Source organism: Erythrobacter sp. HA7-11 (assembly GCF_055693605.1).
In genome coordinates this window covers 1,760,154-1,784,155 of sequence record NZ_JBVFUF010000002.1, presented here as the reverse complement: position 1 = coordinate 1,784,155, position 24,002 = coordinate 1,760,154, and the positions used below count along the sequence as shown (strand labels likewise).

At 58.5% G+C, this 24,002-nt stretch carries 23 protein-coding genes and 4 pseudogenes; 13 read left to right on the top strand and 14 right to left on the bottom strand.

What is annotated here, in order from left to right; genetic code table 11:
• Positions 1-6 precede the first annotated feature (6 nt).
• Complete coding sequence (leuA, locus tag ACZ1GU_RS09215; RefSeq protein WP_472647720.1) at positions 7-1,683, bottom strand: 2-isopropylmalate synthase; 1,677 nt, start codon at positions 1,681-1,683, stop codon at positions 7-9.
• Positions 1,684-2,043: 360 nt separating this feature from the next.
• Here leuA and ACZ1GU_RS09210 point away from each other — a divergent pair, with 360 nt between their 5' ends.
• The gene (locus ACZ1GU_RS09210) at positions 2,044-2,598 is read left to right on the top strand and encodes a YHS domain-containing (seleno)protein (RefSeq protein ID WP_472647719.1); all 555 of its coding nucleotides are present in this window, start codon (positions 2,044-2,046) and stop codon (positions 2,596-2,598) included.
• Positions 2,599-2,662: 64 nt separating this feature from the next.
• Here ACZ1GU_RS09210 and ACZ1GU_RS09205 read toward each other — a convergent pair whose 3' ends face one another.
• From ACZ1GU_RS09205 to ACZ1GU_RS09195, 3 genes are all read right to left on the bottom strand, one after another.
• Positions 2,663-3,130 carry an I78 family peptidase inhibitor gene (locus ACZ1GU_RS09205; RefSeq protein ID WP_472647718.1) on the bottom strand — a complete coding sequence of 156 codons (468 nt, stop codon included), beginning with the start codon at positions 3,128-3,130 and terminating at the stop codon, positions 2,663-2,665.
• Between the two features lie 43 nt (positions 3,131-3,173).
• Positions 3,174-3,446 carry an I78 family peptidase inhibitor gene (locus ACZ1GU_RS09200; RefSeq protein ID WP_472647717.1) on the bottom strand — a complete coding sequence of 91 codons (273 nt, stop codon included), beginning with the start codon at positions 3,444-3,446 and terminating at the stop codon, positions 3,174-3,176.
• Positions 3,447-3,566: 120 nt separating this feature from the next.
• Positions 3,567-4,715 carry an alpha-hydroxy acid oxidase gene (locus tag ACZ1GU_RS09195; protein WP_472647716.1) on the bottom strand — a complete coding sequence of 383 codons (1,149 nt, stop codon included), beginning with the start codon at positions 4,713-4,715 and terminating at the stop codon, positions 3,567-3,569.
• Positions 4,716-4,921: 206 nt separating this feature from the next.
• On the opposite strand from ACZ1GU_RS09195, the gene ACZ1GU_RS09190 reads away from it, so the two are divergent.
• Positions 4,922-5,398, top strand: a complete 477-nt coding sequence (locus ACZ1GU_RS09190; RefSeq protein ID WP_472647715.1) for a YHS domain-containing (seleno)protein — start codon at positions 4,922-4,924, stop codon at positions 5,396-5,398.
• 490 nt (positions 5,399-5,888) lie between these two features.
• Here ACZ1GU_RS09190 and ACZ1GU_RS09185 read toward each other — a convergent pair whose 3' ends face one another.
• From ACZ1GU_RS09185 to miaA, 5 genes and pseudogenes are all read right to left on the bottom strand, one after another.
• Positions 5,889-6,434 carry a DUF4329 domain-containing protein gene (locus ACZ1GU_RS09185; protein WP_472647714.1) on the bottom strand — a complete coding sequence of 182 codons (546 nt, stop codon included), beginning with the start codon at positions 6,432-6,434 and terminating at the stop codon, positions 5,889-5,891.
• Positions 6,435-6,508: 74 nt separating this feature from the next.
• On the bottom strand, positions 6,509-7,543 hold the full coding sequence (gene ilvC / locus ACZ1GU_RS09180) for a ketol-acid reductoisomerase (RefSeq protein WP_472647713.1): 1,035 nt from the start codon (positions 7,541-7,543) through the stop codon (positions 6,509-6,511).
• Positions 7,544-7,573: 30 nt separating this feature from the next.
• Positions 7,574-8,090 (bottom strand): annotated as a pseudogene (gene ilvN, locus ACZ1GU_RS09175) (acetolactate synthase small subunit).
• A 30-nt stretch (positions 8,091-8,120) separates the two neighbouring features.
• Positions 8,121-9,902 (bottom strand): annotated as a pseudogene (gene ilvB / locus ACZ1GU_RS09170) (biosynthetic-type acetolactate synthase large subunit).
• Between the two features lie 124 nt (positions 9,903-10,026).
• On the bottom strand, positions 10,027-10,974 hold the full coding sequence (gene miaA, locus ACZ1GU_RS09165; protein WP_472647712.1) for a tRNA (adenosine(37)-N6)-dimethylallyltransferase MiaA: 948 nt from the start codon (positions 10,972-10,974) through the stop codon (positions 10,027-10,029).
• On the opposite strand from miaA, the gene serB reads away from it, so the two are divergent.
• Positions 10,967-11,875 carry a phosphoserine phosphatase SerB gene (gene serB / locus ACZ1GU_RS09160; RefSeq protein ID WP_472647711.1) on the top strand — a complete coding sequence of 303 codons (909 nt, stop codon included), beginning with the start codon at positions 10,967-10,969 and terminating at the stop codon, positions 11,873-11,875. The genes miaA and serB overlap by 8 nt on opposite strands.
• Positions 11,876-11,960: 85 nt before the next feature.
• Positions 11,961-12,782: a Coq4 family protein gene (locus tag ACZ1GU_RS09155; protein WP_472647710.1), complete on the top strand. Its 822-nt coding sequence runs from the start codon at positions 11,961-11,963 to the stop codon at positions 12,780-12,782.
• A gap of 9 nt (positions 12,783-12,791) precedes the next feature.
• Here the strand turns inward: ACZ1GU_RS09155 and ACZ1GU_RS09150 are convergent.
• Positions 12,792-13,479 (bottom strand): annotated as a pseudogene (locus ACZ1GU_RS09150) (nitroreductase family protein).
• Between the two features lie 143 nt (positions 13,480-13,622).
• Here ACZ1GU_RS09150 and ACZ1GU_RS09145 point away from each other — a divergent pair.
• The gene (locus tag ACZ1GU_RS09145; RefSeq protein ID WP_472647709.1) at positions 13,623-14,426 is read left to right on the top strand and encodes a Coq4 family protein; all 804 of its coding nucleotides are present in this window, start codon (positions 13,623-13,625) and stop codon (positions 14,424-14,426) included.
• On the opposite strand, the gene ACZ1GU_RS09140 is transcribed toward ACZ1GU_RS09145, so the two are convergent.
• The 4 genes from ACZ1GU_RS09140 to ACZ1GU_RS09125 form a co-directional block, all read right to left on the bottom strand.
• Positions 14,423-14,683 (bottom strand): DUF6122 family protein, encoded by a 261-nt coding sequence (locus ACZ1GU_RS09140; RefSeq protein ID WP_472648748.1) that lies wholly within the window; start codon positions 14,681-14,683, stop codon positions 14,423-14,425. The two genes, ACZ1GU_RS09145 and ACZ1GU_RS09140, sit on opposite strands and share 4 nt — an antisense overlap.
• 62 nt (positions 14,684-14,745) lie before the next feature.
• Complete coding sequence (gene purL / locus ACZ1GU_RS09135; RefSeq protein ID WP_472647708.1) at positions 14,746-16,998, bottom strand: phosphoribosylformylglycinamidine synthase subunit PurL; 2,253 nt, start codon at positions 16,996-16,998, stop codon at positions 14,746-14,748.
• Positions 16,999-17,013: 15 nt separating this feature from the next.
• On the bottom strand, positions 17,014-17,610 hold the full coding sequence (locus ACZ1GU_RS09130) for a hypothetical protein (RefSeq protein ID WP_472647707.1): 597 nt from the start codon (positions 17,608-17,610) through the stop codon (positions 17,014-17,016).
• Positions 17,611-17,708: 98 nt separating this feature from the next.
• A complete protein-coding gene (locus ACZ1GU_RS09125; RefSeq protein ID WP_472647706.1) occupies positions 17,709-18,110 on the bottom strand; it encodes a DUF2177 family protein in 402 nt (133 codons plus the stop codon).
• Between the two features lie 64 nt (positions 18,111-18,174).
• Here ACZ1GU_RS09125 and ACZ1GU_RS09120 point away from each other — a divergent pair, with 64 nt between their 5' ends.
• The 8 genes and pseudogenes from ACZ1GU_RS09120 (at position 18,175) to ACZ1GU_RS09085 (ending at position 23,980) form a co-directional block, all read left to right on the top strand.
• Positions 18,175-18,459: an exodeoxyribonuclease VII small subunit gene (locus tag ACZ1GU_RS09120; protein WP_472648747.1), complete on the top strand. Its 285-nt coding sequence runs from the start codon at positions 18,175-18,177 to the stop codon at positions 18,457-18,459.
• Positions 18,460-18,465: 6 nt separating this feature from the next.
• Positions 18,466-19,377, top strand: coding sequence for a polyprenyl synthetase family protein (locus ACZ1GU_RS09115; RefSeq protein ID WP_472648746.1), 912 nt, complete (start codon positions 18,466-18,468; stop codon positions 19,375-19,377).
• Positions 19,374-19,838, top strand: coding sequence for a hypothetical protein (locus ACZ1GU_RS09110; protein WP_472647705.1), 465 nt, complete (start codon positions 19,374-19,376; stop codon positions 19,836-19,838). Before ACZ1GU_RS09115 ends, ACZ1GU_RS09110 begins: the two co-directional genes overlap by 4 nt.
• Entirely contained in the window at positions 19,835-20,347 is a 513-nt protein-coding gene (gene coaD, locus ACZ1GU_RS09105; RefSeq protein WP_472647704.1) for a pantetheine-phosphate adenylyltransferase, read from the top strand. The genes ACZ1GU_RS09110 and coaD overlap by 4 nt, the downstream gene beginning before the upstream one ends.
• A 101-nt stretch (positions 20,348-20,448) precedes the next feature.
• Positions 20,449-21,136 (top strand): annotated as a pseudogene (locus ACZ1GU_RS09100) (peptidylprolyl isomerase).
• Positions 21,137-21,174: 38 nt separating this feature from the next.
• The gene (gene queA / locus ACZ1GU_RS09095) at positions 21,175-22,209 is read left to right on the top strand and encodes a tRNA preQ1(34) S-adenosylmethionine ribosyltransferase-isomerase QueA (protein WP_472647703.1); all 1,035 of its coding nucleotides are present in this window, start codon (positions 21,175-21,177) and stop codon (positions 22,207-22,209) included.
• A gap of 41 nt (positions 22,210-22,250) precedes the next feature.
• Positions 22,251-23,210, top strand: coding sequence for an ABC transporter ATP-binding protein (locus tag ACZ1GU_RS09090; RefSeq protein ID WP_472648745.1), 960 nt, complete (start codon positions 22,251-22,253; stop codon positions 23,208-23,210).
• Positions 23,207-23,980: an ABC transporter permease gene (locus ACZ1GU_RS09085; RefSeq protein ID WP_472647702.1), complete on the top strand. Its 774-nt coding sequence runs from the start codon at positions 23,207-23,209 to the stop codon at positions 23,978-23,980. The genes ACZ1GU_RS09090 and ACZ1GU_RS09085 overlap by 4 nt, the downstream gene beginning before the upstream one ends.
• Positions 23,981-24,002: the final 22 nt, after the last annotated feature.

The window sequence follows — 24,002 nt, the reverse complement described above, 5'->3', positions numbered from 1 at the left end:
TCGTCGTCACCTAGCCACCGCGCTGTTTGCCGCACTTAGCACGGCGCGGACACTGGCCGTGGCGATGTCTTCGTCGATGCCGCAGCCCCAGATGATCTCACCGCCGCTCTCGCATTCGAGATAGGCGGCGGCGCGCGCATCGCGACCTTGGCCGAGTGCGTGCTCGGTGTAGTCGCGCACCATCAAATCAAGACCGAAGCTTTCTTCGAGGGTTGTCAGCACGCTTGAGATCAAGCCATTGCCGCGTCCGCTGACGCTCTGTTCCTTGCCCGCGACGGCAATCGTTCCGGCGAAGAGGCGTGTGCCATCGCCCGCCCGGCTTTCCTCATAGCGGACAAGCTGGAAGTGCTTGTTCTCGGTCTGGACGTGGTAGGCGGATTTGAACGCTTCCCAAATATCATCGGCGTTGAGTTCGCGGCCAAAGCGATCGGCCATGTCCTGCACGTGGCGCGAGAAATCGGCCTGCATCTTCTTCGGCAATTTGAGGCCCTGATCGTGCTCAAGGACCCAGGCGAACCCGCCTTTGCCGCTTTGCGAATTGACCCGGATCACAGCTTCGTAATCGCGGCCCAGATCAGCTGGATCAATCGGCAGGTAGGGTACGCGCCAGCCCTCGTCATTTTGGCTGTCGCGCGCTTCAAAGCCTTTCTTGATCGCGTCCTGATGGCTGCCAGAGAAAGCGGTGAAGACCAGTTCTCCGCCATAGGGATGACGCTGATGCACGGGCAGGTCGTTGCAGTACTCAACCGTCTCGATGATCTGATCGATGTCGGAGAAGTCGAGGCCCGGATCGACGCCCTGCGTGTACATGTTGAGCGCGACCGTCACGAGGCAGCAATTGCCTGTGCGCTCGCCATTTCCGAACAAGCAGCCCTCGACCCGGTCTGCACCCGCCATCATCCCAAGCTCTGCCGCAGCAACGCCTGTGCCCCGGTCATTGTGTGTGTGAAGGCTGATCACCGCGCTTTCGCGGTTGTGCAGGTTGCGACAGAAATATTCGATCTGGTCAGCGTAGATATTGGGCGTCGCAGCTTCGACCGTGGCGGGCAGGTTGAGGATAATCGGTCTGTCCGGGGTAGGGGCGAGCACCTCCATCACGGCCTCGCAAACCTCAATGCTGAAATCCAATTCGGCAGTCGAGAATGTCTCGGGCGAGTATTGGAAGTGCCAGTCCGTATCGGGCCGCGCGCCTGCCTCATCACGCATGACCTTTGCACCGGCGATGGCGATCTCACGCACTTCGTCTTTCGACATACGGAACACAATGTCGCGCCATGCGGGTGAGACGGCGTTATAGAGATGGACAATCGCCTGCTTTGCACCGGCAAGGCTTTCAAACGATGTCCGGATCAGGTCTTCGCGGCTTTGCGTAAGGACTTGCACGATCACATCGTCGGGCACGCGACCTGATCTTACCAGCTCAGAGATGAAGTCGAACTCGGTAGCCCCCGCACTGGGGAAACCCACTTCGATCTCTTTGACGCCGACGCGCACCAGCTCGTCGAAAAATCTGTTCTTTTTCACCGCATCCATGGGATCGATGATTGATTGGTTGCCATCGCGCAGATCGGTGGAGAGCCAGCGCGGTGGTGAAGTGATTTGGCGGCTTGGCCATTGGCGGTCCGGCAAGTTCACTTGCGGAAATGGGCGGTATTTTGCGGATGGGTCAGACAGCATGGGCATGATTAGACGACTCGAATGGGAAATTTGAGAGTGAGGCTGGTTTCGATCCCTTGGGCGTCCGCGCATGCCCAGATCGATGCATGCGTCAGGTCACGCCCAAGGGCGGGTAAGTCGTAGAAGTGGCCGTAGAATGCTTCTCATGCTGTACGCATCGCGCAAATCGCCAGCGATGGCAAGCCGCGATGCAAATGGGCCAAGCCACTTGCGTATTCGATCAATTGTGGTTCAGTATCCGAACCGCGTTCTTTCTGAAAATACGCAACTTTTCATATTTTCTTGTGATCGATGTAACCAGCATTGCGCAATTATCGAACCCGGTGATGTGTCGAGATTACACAAAGAATTTTTAGGAGAACGAACATGAAGAATTCAATTTTTGCAATTGCGCTGTTGGCTACAGCAGCAGCTTGTGCCCCCGCGACCGATGCTCCGGCTGAAACCGAAGTAGCTGAAGCTTCTGCACCAGCAACAACATCGAATATCATCGCCGATCTTGGTGGTGAGAACACCGGCCCGGTCCACACCGCATCGAAAGGCGATACTCTGGCCGTCAGCGGCTACGACACTGTTAGCTATTTCGAAGGTGACGGCGTTCCGGTCGAAGGATCAAGCGATTTCGCGGTTCTCTACGAGGGCTTTGAGTACCGCTTTGCCAATGAAGAGAATGCACAGAAATTCATCGCTGAGCCAGCGAAATATGCCCCAGCCTATGGCGGATATTGCGCTTGGGCGATCGGTGCCAACGATGCCCTCGCACCAGGTGACCCCAACGTCTACGAGATCGTCGATGGCAAGCTCTACCTTAACTTCAACGAGAGCGTTCAGGACCGCTGGGAAGAAGACATCCCAGGCTTCATCGAAGCGGGTGACAAGAACTATCCGACGCATTCGCCGGATGAGCACTTCCAAGACTGATCATTTCAGTACCGAAAAACGGGACCCCGTCGGAGCGATCCGGCGGGGTTTTGTGTTGGCTGATCTAGCCGCACTGCGCTCCGCTTATCACACCGTCAGCATCAAGCATCACGTTAAGCCGCGAAGAGGCCGCATCGGGAGAAATTGAGCCAGCGCCGCCGGGCGGAATGAAGCGAACTTCATTGGCCGAGCTCACTGTGGCAACGATTTGCGAGCGGACCGAGTTGTCGGCGTTGCGCCCGATGAAGCTGCTGATCAAGTTGGCTCCACAGATCGTGCCGGCTGGCACACTTTCGGTTCCTAGCGCATAGGGGCTGGCAATTCCGTCTTGCGCCTGAGCGGGAGCGGTGTTGGTAGGCGATGCAGCGGTCTCGGCGCCAGCCTCATCTGGTTGCGCTGGCTTGGGCGGTCCATTGATGCGCGAGGCAAAGTCATCCGCGACATTGGTCTCAGGCGTCTGTTCGACCTCGCTGCTGCAACCAGTGAGGGCAACGAGCGATAGAGCTAAGATGGATGCCGGAAATTTGATCATATTCTAATCCGTGTTTGAAGAACTTGCCTTACCAATCATCTGATCAACCACAACGAATTCTCACGATCACGCCCGCTTCGTCCAAGTCGACATTCATGCGGCTCTGCACGTAATCTTGGGTGACGATTGTGCCAGGCGGTAGCCAACGAAACCTGTCTTTTGCTTTTGCTTCAAGCTCCGCCTCTATCGCTTCGCTGCCTTGCTGACCGACATAGTCCTGTACTGAAGCGGCGCCGCATTCATCGGCAATATTGTCGGCAACGGGCTTCGCCTCTGAATCACTGGCTGGGGCGGTGGCGGGTTCTTCTTCGGGCATCAACTTGGGATCGCCTGACTCCGGTGGTTGCGCACACGCTGCTACCAGCAATAATGCGGCTGAAGCGTAACAATGGGCTCTGATCATGTTGTCCCTCCCAACAGGGCGCCTGCCACTGCATCAATGCCAGCGTAACCGATCTGTGGTCAATTGTCCTATGCTGGTCACGCCCATCAAGCGCATGCCGCGCTCGATCTCGTCCTTGAGAATAGCAATAGCGCGCTCGACGCCTTCTTGGCCTGCAGCGGCGAGGGCATAGAGGTAGAGCCGTCCGCCAGACGCCGCTGTAGCGCCTGCGCACAATGCCTTCAGTGCATGCGTGCCGCGCCGGACGCCGCCATCGCAGATGATCTCGATTTCTCCGCCCACTGCATCGACAATCTCGCGTAGCTGGTCGAAGGGCGCGCGGCTGCCGTCCAATTGCCTGCCACCATGGTTGGAGATCATAATTGCATCTGCTCCCATATCGACCGCGCGGCGAGCATCGCCTGCGCTCATGACTCCTTTAAGGACGAACTTGCCGCCCCAATCCTGCCTGATCTGTGCAGCGGTATCCCAGTCCATCGACGTATCGAGCATGGTGTTGAAGTACTCAGCAATCGAGACAGCCTTGCTTGATCCTTCGCTCACATGCGTATCGAGATTGGGGAGCGTGAATTTGTCGCGCAGCAGATAATCGAGCGTCCAGCGCGGGCGGGTGGCATAGCTCCAGATACTTGCAGGTGTGAAGCGCGGCGGAGTGGTGAAGCCGGACCTCAAGCACCGTTCACGCTTGCCCGAAACGATCGTGTCCACTGTGAGTGCTAGCGCATCGAATTTTGCGGCCTGACAGCGTTCGATCATGCTGGTGTTCAGCCCTTTGTCCTTGTGCACGTAGAGTTGGAAGAGTTTGGGGCCACTGGTCAGTTGCGCGATCTCCTCTATGCTGCGCGTGGCTAAGCTGGAGATACCAAACCACAGGCCATACTTCTCTGCAGCCTTCGCAACCGCAGTTTCGCCTTGCCAGTGAAACGCACGCTGGACCGCTGTTGGTGAGAGCATCAGCGGAAGCGCAGATTTGCGACCCAGAATTGTGCAGGACGTGTCGATCTTGGCCACTCCGGCAAGCACATCGGGCACAAGATCGCAGCTGTCATACGCGTCGGTGTTGCGCTTTTTCGTAACCTCATCATCGGCTGCTCCATCGATATAATCGAACACTGGGAAGGGCAGCCGGGCTTTCGCTAAACGGCGGAAATCCTCAATATTGTGGCAATCGCTCAATCGCATGAGCGGGCCTTGCCGCATCGCAGCATTTCTGTCGAGTGCGCGCACGCTGCGCACACATTGCAGAATTTTTTTGGGTCAGCTGCAACCAATCCGCGCAAACCGGCGAACTCCATGATGTGTGCGGCTGACAAGCCAAGCAAGAGAACCAATCCCCTAACGGCATCGGCTTTCATCGTCGCACACAACGAGTTTTTTGGAGAACCCCGATGAAATACAAGTTTCTGGCATTCGCAGCTGCATTCGCAGCTCCGCTTGCGATCGCAACTCCCGCAAATGCCGATGGCGGTGTTTTTGTGGGCGTCAATCAAGGCAATGTTGCCGTCGGCGGCTATGACACGGTCAGCTATTTCCAAGGCACTGGCGTGCCCGTTAAAGGCGACGCCAAGTTTACCGTCAAATATGACGGCGCTGAATGGCATTTTTCGAGCCAATCCAATGCCGACAAGTTCAAGGAAAATCCCGATGCCTATGCCCCGCAATATGGTGGCCATTGTGCATGGGCCATGAGCCGCGGTTCGCTCGCACCGGGTGATCCAACCGTATACAAACTGGTCGATGGAAAACTCTATCTGAACGTCAACAAGCAAGTTCAGCAGATGTGGTTCAAAGACATCCCGGGCTTCATCGCCAAAGCTGATGTCGCATGGACAAAGATTCCGGACGGCAAACGTTTCGGTGACTGATTGACCGAATTGGGCGCTCCGGCATCTCCCTGACCCCACCCACGGTCGGGGCGCCCGATACTCCGCTAAAAAGCAAAAAACCTGAACCCCAAACATTACCTGAGAGGATTACACCCCATGTCCAAATCAAAGAATCTTGCACGCATGTTGATGGTCGCCGGTGGTCTCGCCGTTGCGTCAGCAGGTGGAGCCGCTGTGGCTGCTAGCCCGTGCGGACCAAGCACGAGCGCCTGTGCGCCAAGCCCATGCGCTGCCAAGAAGTGCGCGGCAAACCCCTGCGCCGCCAATCCATGTGCGGCTAACCCATGTGCTGCAAATCCGTGCGCTGCAAATCCCTGCGCGGCTAACCCTTGCGCTGCAAATCCCTGTGCAGCCAACCCTTGCGCGCCGAAAGCCTGACGCGCGCATTTTGTGCGGCTGGGGAGCACCCTCCTAGCGTTCCCGGTCGCACTTTTTTGAATATCTCTATGTCTCGCTTGGCTGCGCTCGATCAACAGCCGGGATCGAGGCTTTCCGGCCCGAAGCGCAAATCCTTCAGAGTGTAGCGTTCCGCTGGAGTAAACGCTTCACAGCGGTCAAAATCCGGATCCTGTTCCAGACACCGTTCCCCGCAGACCATCTCCGCCGTTTCAGTGCGCCAGTCGACCCGCCACAACCGGCCGCCGGGCGTCGATACATAGCCATCGACGCGCTCGGACGCGCTCACCATAAGGTCCTGCGCACTCGGAGTTTCGCCCACGTAATTGGTGTCGAATTCCCCATGGGTGTGCAGCCCTGCCAATGGCAACATCCCCGGCGCGATCACGTAGAGGCTGGCGCAGCTGTGATTGCTGCCTTTGAGGACGCGCGAGAGCGACAACTCGCCCGAGTAATCTTCGTAGACCATCGCGCAGAACTCCGCCCCTTCATCGAAGGAGCGGGTCTGCATCTTATCGAGCTGCGCTTTGGCGAAGGCTTGGATCTGCGTTTGCGAAACGCTTGGCTCGCGGCGATCTTCAATACCATCGCTGGTCGCGCTGCGCAGGAAAATAAGCATCCACGCGGTACGCACAGACCGCCAGCACAATTCCGGTTCTCTTTGCGTCGCCCATATTGGTGAGAGAAGTGGCCTCAGTTCTTGGCTTTGTCGACCAGCTTATTGGCGCTGATCCACGGCATCATGGCGCGCAGTTCGGCTCCGGTCTTTTCGATCGGATGCGCTTCGGCGGCCTTGCGGCTAGCCTTCAGCTCTGGCTGACCGGCGCGGTTGTCGAGCACGAAGTCCTTCACGAAGCGACCCGACTGAATGTCGGCAAGCACGCGCTTCATTTCGGCCTTGGTCTCGTCAGTAATGATACGCGGGCCGGTTTTGATGTCGCCGTATTCGGCAGTGTTCGAGATCGAATAGCGCATGTTGGCGATACCGCCTTCATACAGCAGGTCAACGATCAGCTTGGTTTCGTGCAGACACTCGAAATAGGCCATTTCCGGCGCATACCCGGCCTCGGTCAGTGTCTCGAACCCGGCCTGGATCAGGTGCGTGATGCCACCGCACAAAACGGCCTGTTCACCGAAGAGGTCGGTTTCGCACTCTTCCTTGAAATTGGTTTCAATGATGCCGGAACGACCACCGCCCATCGCGCTTGCATAGGACAAGGCGAGTGATTTCGCATAGCCATTGCCGCCGCTCGATGTGCCTTCCTGATGCACTGCAATCAGGCAGGGGACACCCCCGCCGCGCTGATATTCGCTGCGCACGGTGTGGCCGGGGCCTTTGGGCGCGATCATGATGACGTCGATATCGGCTGGCGGCTCGATCAAGCCGAAGTGAATGTTGAGACCGTGAGCGAAGGCGAGGGCGCTGCCCGGCTTCATATGGCCCGCCATTTCGTCGGCCCAGATGGCCGCTTGATGCTCGTCAGGCGCGAGGACCATGACGAGGTCAGCCCACCCAGCCGCTTCGGTCGCATTCATCACCTTAAAGCCGGCCTCTTCAGCCTTTTTCCGGGTCGATGAGCCATCGCGCAAAGCCACAGCGACCTCTGCCACACCGCTGTCGCGCAGGTTTTGCGCATGGGCGTGACCTTGCGAGCCGTAACCGACAATCGCGACCTTTTTTGACTTGATCAGATCGAGATCAGCATCGGAGTCGTAATAGACTTTCATTGTATTCCCTTTGTCTTCTGTAACTCTGGCTCAGGACCCTTCGGTCCCGCGCATCATTCCTACGATCCCTGAGCGGTACGACCTCGACAAGGCCAAGCTCGCGCATGAGGGCGATGAAACTATCGATCTTGTCCGGCGCGCCCGTCAGTTCGAATACGAAGCTTTCGGTGGTGGTGTCGACCACGCTGGCGCGGAAAATATCGGCAACGCGCAGCGCCTCAACCCGCGCTTCTCCGGTTCCTGCGACCTTGATAAGAGCCAGCTCGCGCTCGACATGCGCGCCTGCGGTGGTCAAGTCGACAACGCCGTGGACGGGCACCAAGCGCTCCAGTTGAGCCTCGATCTGGTCGATTACTTCGGGCGGGCCGTTGGTGACGATGGTGATACGGCTGGTCGCGTGGTCATCCGAAATGTCGGCCACGGTCAGGCTGTCGATGTTGTAGCCGCGCGCGGTGAACAGGCCGGTGATCTTGGCGAGGATCCCTGGCTCGTTGTCTACGGTGACGGTCAGGACGTGGCGCTCGCTTTCAGCGCTTTGAATTTTCATGCTTTCATATCCCCTTCGGCGAGCCGGTGATTAGACCAGCGCCTTCGCCTCGTCATCCATCGTGCCGTCGACCTGGTCGCCATAGAGGAGCATTTCCGTGTGCGCGGCGCCTGACGGGATCATCGGGAAGCAATTGGCGTCCTTAGAGACAAGGCAATCGACCATAACAGGGCCATCGGCAGCGAGCATCGCCTGAATGCCAGCATCGAGCTCGCTTTCGTCGTGGATGCGGATGCCCGTCCAACCATAGCTTTCAGCGAGCTTCACGAAGTCGGGCAGGCTGTCGGAATAGCTGTTCGAATAACGGCTTTCATAGGTCAATTCCTGCCACTGGCGGACCATGCCCATATATTCATTGTTCAAGATGAAGATCTTGATCGGCAAGCGGTATTGCGACGCCGTGCCAAGCTCCTGAATGTTCATCTGGATGGAGGCTTCGCCGGCAATGTCGATCACCAGCGCATCGGGATTGCCGAGCTGCGCGCCGATAGCCGCAGGCATACCGTATCCCATTGTGCCAAGCCCGCCGCTGGTCAGCCATTTGTTCGGCTTTTCAAACCCGAAATACTGCGCCGCCCACATCTGGTGCTGGCCGACTTCGGTGGTTATGATCGGATCGCTCTCATGGGTGAGGGCATGAAGTCGCTCAACCGCCTTTTGCGGCATGAGCATCTCTGATTTCTCAGGATAGGCAAGGCACTCGCGCGCACGCCATCCGGCAATGCGCGCTTTCCATTCGCCCAGATCCTGCGGTTTGCGCGCGCCCCACGCTTCGATCATCTGACCGAGTACGGTGGCGCAGTCGCCGACAATGCCGAGATCGACAGGGACAGTCTTGTTGATCGAGCTGCGATCAATATCGATGTGAATCTTCTTCGATTCTGGCGAGAAGGCATCGAGCCTTCCGGTGACGCGGTCGTCGAAACGCGCACCGATGCAGACCATGACATCGGCGCGGTTCATCGCCAGATTGGCCTCATATGTGCCGTGCATTCCCAGCATGCCGAGCCAGTCGGGGTGCTCACTTGGGAATGCGCCAAGCCCCATCAGAGTAGAGGTCGTCGGCGCGCCGGTTATGTTCTGCAACTCGCGCAGCAGGCGCGTTGCCTCCGGACCGGAATTGATGACACCGCCGCCCGTGTAGAAGATTGGCCGCTCAGCATTCGCGATCATATCGACCGCCTCGATGATCTGTTCGTGCCGGCGCTGCCATTTGCGGTGCGTATCGATGCGAGGCGGTCAGTTTCGTGACTGCCCGCGATGACGGAACCGCGATCTGAACGTCTTTTGGGATGTCGACGACAACAGGGCCAGGGCGGTACCGGTCGTGGCAATGCGAAAAGCCTCTTCGATTGTCGCCTGCAAATCCGCTGGATCTTTGACGAGGTAATTGTGCTTCGTGCAGTGGCGTGTGATGCCAACCGTATCGGCCTCCTGAAAAGCGTCTGTCCCGATAAGGCCCGTCGGGACCTGACCGGTGATGATGACCATCGGGATCGAATCCATGAAGGCATCGGCAATTCCAGTAACGGCATTGGTCGCGCCGGGGCCCGAAGTGACGAGGACAACGCCGGGCTTGCCGGTCGAGCGCGCATACCCTTCAGCAGCATGTGCCGCGCCAGCTTCATGGCGCACGAGGATATGACGTAGCCGCTCATCACCGAACAATTCGTCATAGATCGGCAGAACAGCGCCGCCCGGATAGCCGAACACGAACTCCACACCCTGATCGACCAGACATTGCGTCAGGATTGCAGCACCGGATTGCCGATCGGGTCTTGGTGTGTCGGACACGGAATTGGCCTCTTTCATCATCTTCTGGCGCACACGCGCTGCGTCATTTGCCCGTCTTAACAACTAAACAGGCCCGGCGCAGCGATAATGCGTCGAGCCCAGCTGAGAGCGTGCTATGAGTTACAATCTATCGTGTCAACGATTAAATATGTAATAATGATGCGAATACATCATCAATTTTGACGGTTTTGGACTCAACGCGTGTCCAATCTTGCGGCGACTGGTTGCGGAACCAGGTGTATTGCCGCTTGGCATAATTGCGTGTCGCCTGCGCGCCCTTCGCAATCACATCAGGGATCATAAGGGTGCCCGCGAGCAACTCGGTGATCTCCGGCACGCCGATAGCGCGCATCACTGGAAGACCTGGATCGAGCTTTCGCGCGAGCAAAGCTTCGACTTCTTCGATCGCGCCATGTTCCAGCATCAGGCCGAACCGGCGGTCGCACCTCTCATATAGCCACTCACGGGGCGGGAGCATCACAAGCGGATGAAGCGTGATGTCATCGCCGATCCCGCCGGTCTTGGCGTTCTGCCATTCGCTGAGGCTCGTGCCGGTTGAACGCACCACTTCAAGCGCGCGGGCGATACGCTGGCTGTCGGTCGGCTCCAGCATCAGCGCGCGTTCGGGGTCCTCAATCTGCAATGCGGAATAGGCGCCTTGCACAGGCAGCGCGCGAATGTGCTTGCGGATCTCTGGATCGATTTCCGGGATCGGCGCGATCCCCTCGAGCAGCACCTTTAGATACATGCCGGTCCCTCCGACCAGGATCGGCACGGCGCCGTCCGCGTGCAAACTCGTTATCTCTTCGCGCGCCTTCGTCGCCCAATCCGCGGCCGAGCAGGCCTGTGCTCCGTCCCATGCGCCGAACAGGCGATGCTCAATTCCGTCCATCTCCTTTTCATCGGGACGTGCCGATAGCACCTGCAGATCGGCATAGACCTGCGCGCTGTCCGCGTTGATCACCACGCCGCGCTGGCCTTTCTCTGCGAGCGCCTTCGCCAGTGCCACCGCAACCGCGCTCTTGCCGCTGGCGGTCGGCCCTGCAATGAGCGCGACTGGATTCAATTGAGGAGTATCACCTTTGCTCATCGCTCGGCTGATAGCAGACAAAGCGCAGCTTGAAACACGTCTTGGAGCATTGAGCGACGCGCTCAAGGCAGAGGGCACCCCGGTCACGTCCATGTCCGAGCTCGATAACGGAGCAATCGAGGGCAGGGTGCTGCAATTGAACGTCGTTGACGCCGAGGCATTGAGCGTCGCTGCAGCGGTGGATGCATTCTTCGCGCCTGCCGACATGCTGATCTCGAAGGGCTCGATTGAAATGCCCAAGGTGTTCGTGTCTGACATGGATTCGACCATGATCGAGCAGGAATGCATCGACGAGCTCGCCGATTATGCGGGGCTGAAACCTCAGATCGCTGACATCACAGAAAGAGCGATGCAGGGTGAGCTCGATTTCGAAAGTGCGCTGCGTGAGCGGGTCGGTTTGCTCGCGGGGCTGGAAGAAGGTGCGATTGCGCAATGCCTTTCAGAACGCATCACGCTGACGCCAGGCGCCGCGACCTTAGTGGCAACTTTGAAGGCGCGCGGTTGTCGCACATCGCTCGTGACCGGCGGCTTCCACCATTTCGCTGATGTGGTTGCGGAGCAGCTCGGCTTCGAGCGGGTGGTCGGCAATGTGCTGGAGGTTGAGGGCGGGAAGCTCACTGGCGGCCTCGCGGGGCCAGTCGCAGACGCATCGACCAAGGCTGGCGTGTTGCGAGAGGAGCTGGCGGCAATTGGACAGGGCGCGATTTCGCTCGCCACCGGCGATGGTGCCAATGACATCCCGATGATCGACGCTGCGACCTATGGCTTTGCCTATCGCGCCAAGCCCAAGGCGCGGGCTGCCGCAAATGGCAGGATCGACCGCGGAGACTTGTCGAACATTCTGGCGCTGCTGGGCATTCCGCAAGAGGAGTGGGTCACACCCCAAAAATTTCGGTCTTGATTTCGTACTCAATTATGCTATTAACACCAATGTAAGTAAGCAGCGCTAGCCTGCGCGAAAGTCAGAAAAACAAGGCCGCGAATCGATGACGAATCTCACACCAGAATATGCCAGCGACGGAACAATCCTGCGTCATCCCGATCGTCCAGAGCCGAAATACTCGCTGCCCAAGGCGGTGCATCATTTTCGCAACCTGATGCGCGACAAGGAAGACACGAGCGAGGTTTTCAAGATCTTCGAATCGCTCCCGCCAAAGGACTATATCGACCGCGTCCGCAATTTCGCCTTGAGCGCTCGGGGAGAAGATCTGCGTAAGAGTGAGCCGAGCCTTCCTGACATCCTCGATGACCATGCGGCTATTCGGAAGACGCCTAAGGGCAGCGTAGGCCATGCCTATTGCGACTTCATGGAGCGCGAAGGCCTGTCAGCGGCCGGGCTCGTCGCCGAATACGACAAGATGGGTCGTCCTCAATTCGACGATCTCACCAATTGGTTCCTGTCTCGCTCGCGCGATACGCATGACCTGTTCCACATCCTGACCGGCTATGGTCGGGACGCGCTGGGCGAACAGTGCGTGCTGCTGTTCACGCACGGCCAAAGCCCGAGCCACGGCCATCTGCTGATCGGGTATGCCGGCGCTTTCAACATCAAGAAAGAGGTCTGGGGCAGCAAGGCCCCGATCCTTGGCGCGGTCAACGAGGCCCGCCGTACCGGTACGGGCGCTCCAAAGCTGATCGAGCAGTCGATCCGCGATCTGCTCGCTATGGACCTTCAAGAAGCGCGGGCCATGCTCAAAATCTCTGAGCCGCACAAATATCGCGAATGTCACCGGATTTGGCGCGACGAGGGTATCGACCCTTACGACATGCTTGCCAGCGAAAACACGCCGGACGCTGTTCCAGCCTGATCGGCCAAGCTAGAGCCAGCTTGCAATCTGGCTCAGCGGCTTTTTCTTCAGAGCATGGGCGGGAACGGTTGCGTCCTTTGTCGGCTAGACCCACAACCACAATCATCAGCGGCTTTTCCCATTCGGGTCGTTCACACGCCTCGCGTAGGAAGCCCATGGGTGAGGGGGTGTGGGTGAGGGTGGCGAGACCCGCTTCGTGCAGAGTTGCGATCAGCATGCCGCAAGCAATCCCGACGCTTTCATTTACGTAGTAGTTCTGCGTTTTGCCGTCCTCTTCGATGCCGCCTTTGCGCTGCGCGAAAGCGACGATCAGATACGGCGCGGTTTCGAGAAACGGCTTGTCCGAATCGGTTCCTAGATCGCTTAGTGCATCAAGCCATTCGTCGCTTGCCTTGGGCTTATCGCCATCCTCTCCGTAAAAGCGCTTTTCCTCTGCCTCTGCGGCTTCGCGAATTGCGCGCTTCTTCTCCGCCGAATGCACGACGGCGAAATGCCACGGCTGGTGATTGGCACCATTGGGCGCTGTGCCGACCGCCTCAATCGCGGCTTCGATAACCTCGCGCGGCACAGTTTCGTCGGAGAAATAGCGACAAGTGCGCCGTTCTTTCAGACGATCGCGCAAGGCCTGGGCACGGGCGATGGATTGCTCATCGGGCAAGGCTTCGAGTGAGTAGGGGACAGTGTCATGATCACGCATCGCTTCCCTTTGCCACAAGGGCACGCAAAGGAAAGGGGGCAGTAGTATTGCCCCTACGGAAATCCGTATTGACCGGCTACTAACATCAATGTAGGTTGCATATAACTAACTTAAATTTACCGAGTCGTTTGTAGGAGGGCGAAGTGTCGCAAGCAGTGAACCTTTTGGACCGGCCATTGGTGGCTCCGGAACGTCAGACATCGGGCTTTCATCCGCTTAAGGTTTTGCACCACTTCCGCAAACTCGTCGCCGACAAGGAAGACACTGCGCAAGTGTTCCACATCATCGAAGCGACTAAGGGTAAGCGCAGCCACAAACAGGCATGGGACTTCATCCAGTCCGGAACGGGGCAAGACTTTCTCAATCGCGGCGTCAATATCCCTGCGATGCTAGATGACCATGATCGCTGGGTTGATTGCGACGAAAACAGCGTCGCGCAGCATTACATCCGCTTTATGAAGCGTGAAGGGCTGAGCGCGGCTGGACTGGTTGAGGAAAGCCACAAATGGCTGCCCGCCGACGCCCGCCCACAAGACCTGACCGAGTGGTATTTTGAGCGGCTGCGCGACACGCATGACCTGTTCCACGTGCTGACGGGCTATGGCCGCGATGCCTTGGGCGAAGCGTCTCTACTCGGCTTTAGCTACGAGCAGAACCTCAATGGCGGCATCCTGTTTATCGCCTATGCTGGCGCGCGCCAGATCAAGAAGATGAGCGGCACGAAGGCGCCGCTTTACGCCGCGATCAAGGAAGGCCGTGCGCTGGGCAGGACAGCGGATAAGCTTGCGCATATGGATGTTGAGGCGGTGATGCGCAGCGACATTGATGAAGTTCGCGCGCGGATGGGCATCGGTGAGCCTGTGGTCTACCGCGAGTGCCTGCAGATCCTCGAAAGCGAAGGCATTTTGGCCTGCGATCTGGCATTGTCGGATACGCAAGCAGCCTAAAGCGCCTGCATTCCGCAATCCCCCCAGTCGACCGCTAGGTGCCACAGCGCGCCCAGCGCAAAGGCGCGGACCCACCATCTCGGCACGCCGAGCATCAGGATGCAGGCGAGCGCGGCCTCCCAGCCATGGAGCAGGTGGAAGCCGACGCTGCAGCGGTTCGGGTCGAAAATCGGGTCGGCGAGCAGATGGTCGAGGTCGATGAGGTTCGCGCCCGCAATCACCAACCCCGCTACCTTCCAGCGCTCGCGCCAGATGATGGCGGCGATCAGGAAGGGCGCAAGCCAATGGCCGCCATAATGGAGGATGGGTTGGAGGAGCTCTATGCTTCCATCCAGTCGCGGAAGAAGCTCTGATGGGCTTGGCGCAGATCGTTGAGAGATGCGCCGAGAATGCTGTCGCCGCCAACCGTGCCAACGCGGTGAAAACCGACCAGCGCAGCCTCATCTGTTTCCGGCCCTTCCGCAAGCACGGCGTTGAATGCATCCACATTCGTGTCGCTGACGGTAACGACATAGCGGTTTTGGTCTTCGCCAAACCACCACTGTGCGGGCGTGTAAGCGTCGTTCGCGAGCGTTTCGGCGCCAACGCCGCCAGCCAGAGCCATTTCGGCGAGTGCGACGGCGAGACCGCCATCAGAGACGTCGTGAACCCCGTTGACCAGACCCTCTGCAATCAGGCGCAGGACGATTGAGCCCGCGCCGCGCGTTGCCGCCAGATCAACCGGCGGCGCTCGGCCTTCATCGCGCCCATGCACTTCGCCGAGCCACAATGATTTGCCGAGGTGAGAACGGTTCGGATCAGGCTTGGCCCAGAATTCAGGCGCGATCAGATAGATGGCGTCTCCCTGCTCCTTGAAACCCATCGTCATCATCTTCGAATAATCGTCGATAATACCGACCCCACCGATGGCTGGGGTGGGGAGGATAGCGCTGCCGCCGCCGGTCGCCTTGCTTTCGTTGTAGAGCGACACGTTCCCGCTCACGATCGGGAAATCGAGCGCGCGGCAGGCATCGCCCATGCCTTCGAGCGCGTGTACGAATTGTGCCATGATTTCCGGGCGCTGCGGGTTCGCGAAGTTCAGGCAATTGGTCACCGCGAGCGGACGCGCTCCGACCGCGCAAAGGTTGCGATAGGCCTCCGCAATCGCTTGCTTCCCGCCTTCGTACGGGTCGGCATAGACATAGCGCGGGGTGCAATCGGTGGTGATTGCGAGCGCTTTCTTCGTGCCATGCACGCGCACAACGCCGGCGTCGCCGCCGGTTTGCAGTGTGTCGCCCATCACCTGGCTGTCATATTGCTCGGAAATCCAGCGACGGCTCGCGAGGTTGGGTGAGGCCATCAGCTTCAGAAGATCCGCGCCGATATCAGTACTTTCCGGCACATCTTCTAGCGGCTTCACCTGCGCCCAGGCCTTGTACTCTTCTTTCGAAAGATAGGGCCGGTCATATTCGGGCGCGTCGGCAGCCAGCGGGCCAAGCGGGATGTCGCACACGACCTCGCCATCGAATTCGAGCACCATGTGCCGCGTGTCTGTCACTTCGCCGATGACAGCGAAATCGAGTTCCCACTTCTCGAAGATGGCAGCCGCCATTTCTTCCTTGCCGGGCTTCAGCACCATCAGCATGCGCTCTTGGCTCTCGCTCAGCATCATTTCGTATGGCGTCATTCCCTCTTCGCGGCACGGCACCTTGTTCATGTCGAGCCGGATGCCCGCTTTCCCATTGGTCGCCATTTCCACGCTGGAGGAGGTGAGACCGGTCGCGCCCATATCCTGAATTGCGACGATTGCGTCGGTCGCCATGAGCTCGAGGCATGCCTCGATCAGCAGCTTTTCGGTGAATGGATCGCCGACCTGCACGGTGGGGCGCTTGGCCTCTGCGTCTTCTTCAAAATCTGCGCTCGCCATGGTCGCGCCGTGAATGCCATCGCGCCCGGTCTTCGAGCCAACATAGACGATCGGATTGCCGACGCCGGTTGCTGCCGAATAGAAAATCTTGTCGGTATCCGCGACGCCGACGGTCATCGCATTGACGAGAATATTGCCGTCATAGGCCGGATGGAAATTGGTCTCACCGCATACGGTCGGCACGCCGACGCAATTGCCGTATCCGCCGATCCCTGCGACCACGCCTTTGACCAGATGTTGCATCTTGGGATGCTCTGGCCGTCCAAAGCGCAGCGCATTGGCATTTGCCACCGGACGAGCGCCCATCGTGAAGACATCGCGCAGGATCCCGCCCACGCCGGTCGCCGCGCCTTGATATGGCTCGATGTAAGATGGGTGGTTGTGGCTCTCCATCTTGAAGATCGCCGCCTGACCGTCACCGATGTCGATCACGCCCGCATTCTCACCGGGGCCGCAGATCACCCAAGGCGCCTCGGTCGGCAATTTCTTCAGGTGAAGGCGTGAGCTTTTATAGCTGCAATGCTCCGACCACATGACCGAAAAGATGCCGAGTTCGACCATATTCGGCTCGCGCCCGAGAGATTTGAGTACCTGCTCGTATTCCTCAGGCGAGAAGCCGTGCTGTTCGACAATTTCGGGCGTGATGGCTGGTGATGAATCGCTCATGCACCGCCCTGTAATTCACTGGCTGGGGGCCGCCAAGCCGCCGCGTCGGATATACCACCGATTTTGCCCGACCCACCACGCAAATCCGGTCAAGATTGCGAATGCAACGAGCGCCTGTATGTAAAGCGCCAAGCCAGCTTCCGCCGGATGTGGACCAAACCAGTTCACCGCTTGAAGCAGAAGCAAGATCGCCAGCAGGATGAGCGGCGGGCCGATTGGGCCGCGCGTCCGCCTCACATAAATCAGAAATCCGCCAACAGTGATAAGCAACTCGAGCGGCATGGCGACCTGCGGGTAATTCCACAGGCCAAGGCCATAGGTCTGTGGTCCTCCAGCGAGCGTTAAGTCGGGCGCATGGGTGAGCCAATCGAGCAACCAATGTGATAGCACAACCAATCCCGCCAACACTGCGCCGAAGAGATTGCGCTGCCAAATCAACACGATCAGCGCGAAAGCTAACGCCCAGAGCCCCGTTCCCAATAAGGAGTGGGTGAAGGGCATTTGGTAGAGGTCAAACGGCACCATAACGGTCGCATCGGGATCAATCCGCATCTTTTCGACGCCGACCATGGCGAGGCCAAAGAAGCCCCAATCAACGAGCTGCGCCGCCACGAACAACGTCCCGAGCCGCGGCGAGCGCGGCGATATGGCAGCAGCGGCAAAAGCCGGTGCGAAATGACCGATAAACAAAGATGCCCCCCGAAGCCCGATCAGCTAGTGAACTTTAAAGTCACCCAAGTTGCTATGCCACTTGTCACGCCGGTTGCAAATGCGCCCCACATGATGTCCGCAATTGAAATGTGGGTGGCCCACACTTTAAATACCGCTTGGCTGGTGAGGTCGAAGGTCGCGTAGCACAGCGCCCCCAGTAGTGCGCCGTTGAGCATCGCGGTCGCGATATTGCCGCTATCGAGGCCAGGTTTTACCGCAAACCACATCATTCCAGCGAGATAGAGGAAGTAGAAGGTCGCAGCGGCGCCGACGCGGAACTCGTCTGCCATGATCTCGCCGATCACAGGGCGATAGAGGTTGGGGCCAGCCCAGCGCAGCCACATGGCATCAAGGGCGCCAAACACAATCGCGGTCGAGATGTAAGCGATGATCCACTTCATTTGATTGTATCCCTTGATCGCATGCTCTTGACCGGGCGGAGATGCACGGCCAATGCTCCGACGTATGGACGAGGGTAATGGTTCCCGAGAGGGACAGACAAATCAGGCATCGGCAGACATTGCGCAGATGAGTTTCGAGCAGGCGCTGGGCGCGCTTGAAACGATCGTGCAGCAGCTGGAGCGCGGCGATGTGCCTCTCGATGAGTCAATTGAGCTGTATGAGCGCGGAGAGAAGCTGCGCGAGGCTTGTCAAAAGCGTCTGGATGCCGCGCAGGCCCGGATTGAGAAGATCGTGACCAATCGCGATGGTGCGGCGACCGGGACGCAGCCGCTCGACGCGGATCAATAGAACATGATGCAAGTCGTGGAGAATAACAGCTTGCTGCAAGACGGGCTGAGGCGCGTTCAAGGCGAGATAGACTCAGCCTTCGATGCCTTTTTGCCGGTTCCGCAGGATACCCGCGCACGTCTGGTCGAGGCGATGCGATATGCGTCTATTGGCGGCGGAAAACGCGTGCGTCCTTTGCTGCTTGTTAGCACGGCGGAATTGTTCGGGGTGGATCGCACGGCGGCCTTGCGTGCAGGCTGCGCAGTCGAGGCCATTCACGTCTATTCGCTGATCCATGACGACCTCCCGTGCATGGACGATGACGATTTGCGCCATGGCAAGGCGACCTTGCATCACGAATTTGACGAAGCGACCGCAGTGCTCGCGGGCGATGCACTGCACGCGCTAGCGTTCGAGATTCTTGCCGATGCAGACACCAGCTCTGATCCATTCACCCGCAGCGAGTTGATGCTGACCCTCGGGACAGCCAGCGGCATGAACGGAATGGCGGGCGGCCAAATGATGGACATGGTCGCCGATGAGGAAGGCGTTGAATACGACCTTCAAGCGATCACCCGCCTGCAACAATTGAAAACTGGCGCCTTGCTTGCCGCTTCGGTGGAAATGGGCGCTATCTTGGGCAAAGTTCCGCCGGAGGGTCGCGCGCATCTGCGTGCCTATGCCCGCGACATTGGCCTGGCTTTCCAGATTGCCGACGACTTGCTTGATGTTAGCGGGGACGAGGAGAAGGCAGGCAAAGCGCTGCGCAAAGATGAAGTTCAAGGCAAGCAAACATTTGTGACGCTGATGGGCTCAGACAAAGCGCGCGAGCAGGCGAGAGCTTTGGTCGACCAAGCGGTTAGCCACCTCGGGAGCTATGGCGAAGAGGCTGACATGCTGCGAGCGCTTGCAAGATTTATCGTGGAGCGAGATCGATGAAAATTAGAATAACCAGCAGCTTGTTCCTGGCGGCGGCACTTGCCGCGTGTTCATCGGAGCCGGAAGTCGATCACAGCGCGATGGGACATGATCCAGACGAGAACGGGCAATCCCAGCATTCGATGCCGCTGTCGGAAAAGGCGAAGAAAGACAAGAAAGAAGCCGCAGAAATGCTGCTCTCCCGGTTCGGGGTGAATACATGCGAGGAGGCCGACCTGTTGGCATCGGCGCGCCGGACTAGCCCGGAAGAGGGGGAAACGATGACTCGCGTATTCAAAGTTCCCTCCGCTTGCGCGCAGGACACCGTTGATACCCTAAAAGAGCTCGGCTTCGAAGAGTTGGAGGCCGGTCTTTACACTGCAGACGCCGCTGATGATGACGCTGAGCAAGTCAGCATTGTGACGCCCGAAGAAGGCGGGGAAGGCACGACCACTCTGGAATGGAAAACGGCACAAGAATGACATCCCGTATTGGCCTATATCCCGGAACATTTGACCCCATTACCTTGGGCCATGCCGACATCATTCGGCGCGGATCCAAGCTGGTCGACAAGCTGATAATCGGAGTGACCACCAACCCATCGAAGAACCCGATGTTTTCGACCGAAGAGCGCTTTGCCATGGTTGAGCGCGAAGTAGCCAATCTCGGTCTCACCAATGTTGAGGTGGTCGGCTTTAACGCGCTGCTCGTCAAATTCGCCCAATCTCAAGGCGCAAGCGTTATCATTCGCGGCTTGCGTGCGGTGGCTGACTTTGAATACGAATATCAGATGGCGGGCATGAACCAGCAGCTCGATGACGATATCGAGACAGTTTTCCTGATGGCTGATGTCTCGTTGCAGCCGATTGCGAGCAAATTGGTGAAGGAAATCGCGCTCTATGGCGGAGACATTACTCTCTTTGTGAGCGAGCCCGTGCGCGATGAAGTGAACGCGCGCGTCGTCGAAATTGGGCGAAAAGGCGATTTGTAGCGACTTAGCTGTCGATCAGCATGGCTTCATTCATTGAAGTGTCAGGCGCTCGACGTTAGACCGCTTTCACAAAATTGGACGACTTGGACACTATAAATTCGATGACTGTTTCAAAATTCTTTGGTGCGGCGGCTGCGCTGTCGCTTCTTGTCACTCCGCAGGCCTCATTTAGTCAGGATGCTGCCGAGGGCGATGAGCCAACGACCCCGCGCAAGGTTTTCACCCCGATCAATTACAACCCGAGCGAAGATCTTGAGAACCTGTGGCTTCTCGATCTTTCCAATGGCGAGCGCGTATCGATCCGCCTGAAACCGGATTGGGCCCCGAGCCATGTCGATCGCATCAAAACGCTGACCCGTCAGGGCTTTTACGATGGGATCATCTTTCACCGCGTGATCGAAGGTTTTATGGCGCAAGGCGGTGATCCGACCGGCACGGGGCAGGGTGGCTCGCAGCTTCCTGATCTTGCCGCAGAATTCAATCCGATGCCGCATGTGCGCGGAACTGTGTCGATGGCGCGCGCAGCCTCTGAAGACAGCGCCAACAGCCAGTTCTTCATCGTGTTCTATCCGCGCTTCAGCCTGGATAAGCGATACACCAATTTCGTACCGCGTGATTGACAATATCGCTGCTGTCGATGCGATCAATCGCGGTGAGCCACCGCAGGACCCGACCCGGATTGTTCAGGCCTCGCTCGCTAGCGACAACAAGCCTCGCCCGAGCTTGCAAGCACCACGGATCGAACCTGAAGTCACCGTTGATGCCCTGAACGCGCCGCTCGAACAGTAAGGCTTTGCGTCTTGCAAGGTGGGCGCTAATGCGCCGCCATGCGTGTTGATCTTTTCGATTTTGAGCTACCCCAAGAGCGTATAGCCCTGCGGCCAGCGAGGCCACGCGATGCTGCGCGTATGCTTGTGGTTCGCAGCGAAGGCGCCTTTCAGGATGCGGCTGTTCGCGATTTGCCGAGCCTGCTGTCACCGGGCGATGTGCTGGTGTTCAACGACACGCGCGTCATTCCAGCGCAGCTTGAAGGCAGGCGCGCGGGCGGAGAAGCGCAGATTGGCGCCACACTCCATAAACGCCTTGATCTGCGCCGTTGGCAAGCCTTCATCCGCAACGCCAAGCGCGTGAAGGAAGGTGATCAATTGATCTTCGGCGGAGGCGTCACCGCCATCGCTGAAAGGCGCAATGCGGATGGAAGCATTGACCTTTTCTTCGAAGGCGACGAGCCGGTCGAGGTGCTGCTTGAGCGGGCAGGTCGCATGCCATTACCGCCCTACATTGCGGGCAAGCGCGGTGTCGATGCGCAAGACCTCACCGATTACCAGACGATGTTCGCTGCCGAGGACGGAGCGGTTGCAGCGCCGACAGCGGCGCTTCACTTCACGCCGGAACTGGTCGAAGCGTGCGATGCTGCCGGGATCGAGCTCGAAACGCTCACCTTGCATGTAGGGGCGGGCACGTTCCTGCCGGTCAAGGTGGACGACACCAAAGACCACGCAATGCACTCAGAATTCGGTCGGATCGATGCAGCAACTGCCGAGCGTCTCAATGCTGCTCGTATGGCGGGCGGGCGGATCATCGCGGTCGGAACAACCTCCTTGCGGCTATTGGAAAGTGCTGCTCGCAGCGACGGCATTATCGAGGAATTTGCAGGCGACACCGACATCTTCATCACGCCGGGATACGAATTTCGCGCGGTCGATGGCTTGATGACGAACTTCCATCTGCCCAAGTCCACGCTTATGATGCTGGTGAGCGCTCTGATGGGCCGTGAGCGCATGATGGCAGCGTACCGACACGCTATCGCCAGCAATTATCGTTTCTACTCCTATGGAGATTCTTCGCTGCTCTTGCCGTAAGCGAGGTTGCAATCGCTCACCAACGTGCCAAATCTCGCATGGTGAGCGAACCTATTCTTCAGATCAGCGGCCTTTCAAAGGTCTATCCGGCCAAAAACGGAAAGGGCGTGAAGGCGCTCGACAATGTCGACTTAGAGATCCGTAAGGGTGAGATATTCGCGCTGCTCGGCCCGAATGGTGCGGGAAAGACGACATTGATCGGCGCGGTGTGCGGTCTTGTTCGGCCCACAGCCGGCACCATGTCAGCCTTTGGTCATGGCCTTGCAAAAGAGTGGCGCACGGCGCGCGCCCGCATCGGACTCGTACCCCAGGAACTCAGTACGGATATGTTCGAGACTGTGGAACGAGCGGTGCGTTTCTCGCGCGGCCTGTTCGGCCATCCGCCGGATAAAGAGCGCATTCACGAGATTCTGCGCTCGCTCACACTGCTCGATAAGCGTCACTCCCAGATCCGCGAATTGTCGGGCGGGATGAAGCGCCGCGTGCTGATCGCCAAGGCACTGGCGCACGAGCCGGACCTGCTTTTCCTCGACGAACCAACAGCGGGTGTTGATGTCGAATTGCGCAAGGATATGTGGGCGCAAATCAGCGCATTGCGAGAGCGCGGCACCACCATCATCCTCACCACGCATTATATCGAAGAGGCCGAAGAAATGGCCGATCGCGTGGGTATAATTCGCGGCGGCAAGATCCTGATGGTCGATGAAAAGGCCGCGATGATGAAGCGTCTTGGCCGGACCGAGGCCGTGATCCAACTGGCAAAGCCAATTTCCGAAGTGCCGGCTGCGCTTGCAGATTTCCCGGTCGAGATGATGGACGAAGGCCGCGCGCTGTGTTTCCGCGGCGGCGATGGCACCGGGAAGGGGCGCGAGCAGGTCGCTGATCTGACCAAAGCGCTGATTGCGGCGGGCATCGACTACACCGGTATTGATATTCACGACAGCTCGCTGGAGGACATCTTCGTGTCGCTCCTCGCTGATCAACAGGAGGCCGCGGAATGAGCCTCAGCTTTAACGCGCGCGGTGCTTGGTCGATCTACACGCGCGAACTCATGCGCGCGCTGCGCACTGCGTTTCAGTCCATCCTTTCCCCTGTGCTCACCACATCGCTGTATTTCATCGTGTTCGGCACGGTCATCGGTGCGCGAATGGAGCCGGTGGACGGCGTCGCCTATGGCGCGTTTATCATCCCCGGATTGCTCATGCTGACCTTGCTAGGAGAGACGACCAGCAATTCGAGCTTCGGCATCTATATGCCGCGCTTCACTGGCACGATCTATGAGCTGCTTTCCGCGCCCGTTGGCGTTGCCGAAACGCTGATCGGTTTTGTCGGAGCGGCGGCGACCAAGGGATTGCTCCTTGCGGCGATAATCCTCGCTACCGCGACATTCTTTGTCGATTACGAGATCAAGTATCCGTTGTTCGCCGCGCTTTACATTATGCTGGTTGCGGCGAGTTTCTCGCTGTTCGGCTTTATCCTCGGCATTTGGGCCGATAGTTTTGAAAAGCTTGGCATCATCCCGCTGTTGATCCTGACGCCGCTGACCTTTCTGGGCGGCACATTCTATTCGATCGACGATCTACCCGAGCCGTGGAACGCGGTCGCGCTCGCCAATCCGATCGCATTTCTCGTGAGCGGACTACGCTGGACTTTCTACGGCACCTCCGACGTACCCATAGCGCTCTCGCTCGGCCTGACGCTCGGCTTTCTTGCGATCTGCACCGCCGTCATTGCTTTCATCTTCAAGACGGGCTGGCGTCTCAGGGATTGACGCGCTACGGCGCGCGCCATCC